The 2,181-nt window shown below is 66.0% G+C and carries 1 CRISPR repeat array.

Going from position 1 to position 2,181, the window contains the following annotated elements:
• Positions 1 to 64: 64 nt before the first annotated feature.
• A CRISPR array of direct repeats spans positions 65 to 2,181; the repeat unit is 28 nt; unit sequence CTCCTAACCCCTCATGGGGTGACGGGAC.

Here is a 2,181-nt window from a genome sequence, read left to right as displayed (position 1 = left end):
TCCTAACCCCTCATGGGGTGACGGGACTGAAACAATCCGCGCGTCGCGGCGTAAAGCGCCGCCTCTCCTAACCCCTCATGGGGTGACGGGACTGGGCGGCGAGGGCGAGGAGGCCCGGAATCCGCCAGCCTCCTAACCCCTCATGGGGTGACGGGACGCTCATTCTCGCCTATTCCAAATTCCGGGAATCTCTCCTCCTAACCCCTCATGGGGTGACGGGACGTCTGACGGGAAAGGCGCTGAAGGCGGCAGGCTTCTCACTCCTAACCCCTCATGGGGTGACGGGACATAGGCAGAGGATAGGTCGCGCTAATCATCCGAGCATCTCCTAACCCCTCATGGGGTGACGGGACCAGTACCAGGAACCAAGAGCGGCTGACCGGACAAGAGCTCCTAACCCCTCATGGGGTGACGGGACCCGTATCGCGTGGCCGGGAAGCCGCCGCACTGGCGCGCTCCTAACCCCTCATGGGGTGACGGGACTATGGGTTGACGGTCGGCGTCCGCAACCACTATCACCTCCTAACCCCTCATGGGGTGACGGGACCCGCGCTCCGATTTGTTGGGGTGGCTTGAGGAGTCCCTCTCCTAACCCCTCATGGGGTGACGGGACCGGAGGCTTGGGCGAAATGGCAGGCGGAGTGACCCATCTCCTAACCCCTCATGGGGTGACGGGACCTCAGCACCGCCATGGGCGCGCGCTCCGAGCCGTTGATCTCCTAACCCCTCATGGGGTGACGGGACCCGCCGTCCACGAGCTTGTCGGCAAGCTCTGCGATCTGCTCCTAACCCCTCATGGGGTGACGGGACCGGCATCGGAGCCCCCGAGCAAGCCGCGCCGTTCGTCCTCCTAACCCCTCATGGGGTGACGGGACAGAGCAGGCGGCGGAAATCGAGGCCATGACGGCGGCCTCCTAACCCCTCATGGGGTGACGGGACCCGGGCTGAGCGAGGCGGAGCGGGGCGAGCTTGCGCCTCTCCTAACCCCTCATGGGGTGACGGGACTCGCCTTCCGCGAGATCGCGCCCGCCCTCCTCCATGCGTCTCCTAACCCCTCATGGGGTGACGGGACACCCTGGCGCGCATGAGCGCATTCAGGCGCTCGATAATCTCCTAACCCCTCATGGGGTGACGGGACGAGCCTCACGCTCTCCATCGCCGATCTGTGCGACGCCCTCCTAACCCCTCATGGGGTGACGGGACACGAAGCGCGCCTCGGCCGCGCCGACGCCCAGAAGATCTCCTAACCCCTCATGGGGTGACGGGACGCGCAGGCTGGCCGCGAACGCTTCCGGTGGGTTTCCGACTCCTAACCCCTCATGGGGTGACGGGACGCCAGACGGGGGCCATCACCCCATCGCCCTCCCATGACTCCTAACCCCTCATGGGGTGACGGGACGCTGGATCTTCGAACCGCGCATGACGAGAGGATCATTCTCCTAACCCCTCATGGGGTGACGGGACCGGCGCTCCTCGCGCCCGGCGCCGAGGCCGCGATCAACTCCTAACCCCTCATGGGGTGACGGGACTTTCGAGTCGGATGTGTCCAAGCGCCTGCGAAATATCCTCCTAACCCCTCATGGGGTGACGGGACGCTCATTTTCTGCTCTCTGTGTGCGAGTTCGTGCCGCTCTCCTAACCCCTCATGGGGTGACGGGACGACGGCCGAGGGCCGCAAGGCGGCGGAGAAGGCTCGCCTCCTAACCCCTCATGGGGTGACGGGACCCCGGACGCGCCAGCAAGGCGATGGTCTACCTGGCGTTCTCCTAACCCCTCATGGGGTGACGGGACGGGCGCAGGCCCATCGCGCCAGACTGAGGAGGCCCTCTCCTAACCCCTCATGGGGTGACGGGACAGAGGCGGAAGAGGACGGCTACTCCTGCGCCATGTTCTCCTAACCCCTCATGGGGTGACGGGACTACGTCGAAGGCCAGCTTCAGACGCGCAAATGGCAGCTCCTAACCCCTCATGGGGTGACGGGACGGGGGATCTGGCCGCCCACGCCGCCGCCCTCGGTGCCGACTCCTAACCCCTCATGGGGTGACGGGACATTCGTCGGACATCCCGGCGCCGACCAGCTCGCCGACCTCCTAACCCCTCATGGGGTGACGGGACACGAGGCCCGCCGCGACCGCCTCGGCGTGCGGGCCGTACTCCTAACCCCTCATGGGGTGACGGGAC

The sequence above is a fragment of the Neomegalonema perideroedes DSM 15528 genome (assembly GCF_000374145.1).
Taxonomy (GTDB): domain Bacteria; phylum Pseudomonadota; class Alphaproteobacteria; order Rhodobacterales; family Rhodobacteraceae; genus Neomegalonema; species Neomegalonema perideroedes.
The sequence above is the reverse complement of the archived record's forward strand: the minus strand, read 5'-3'. Positions and strand labels throughout refer to the sequence as shown.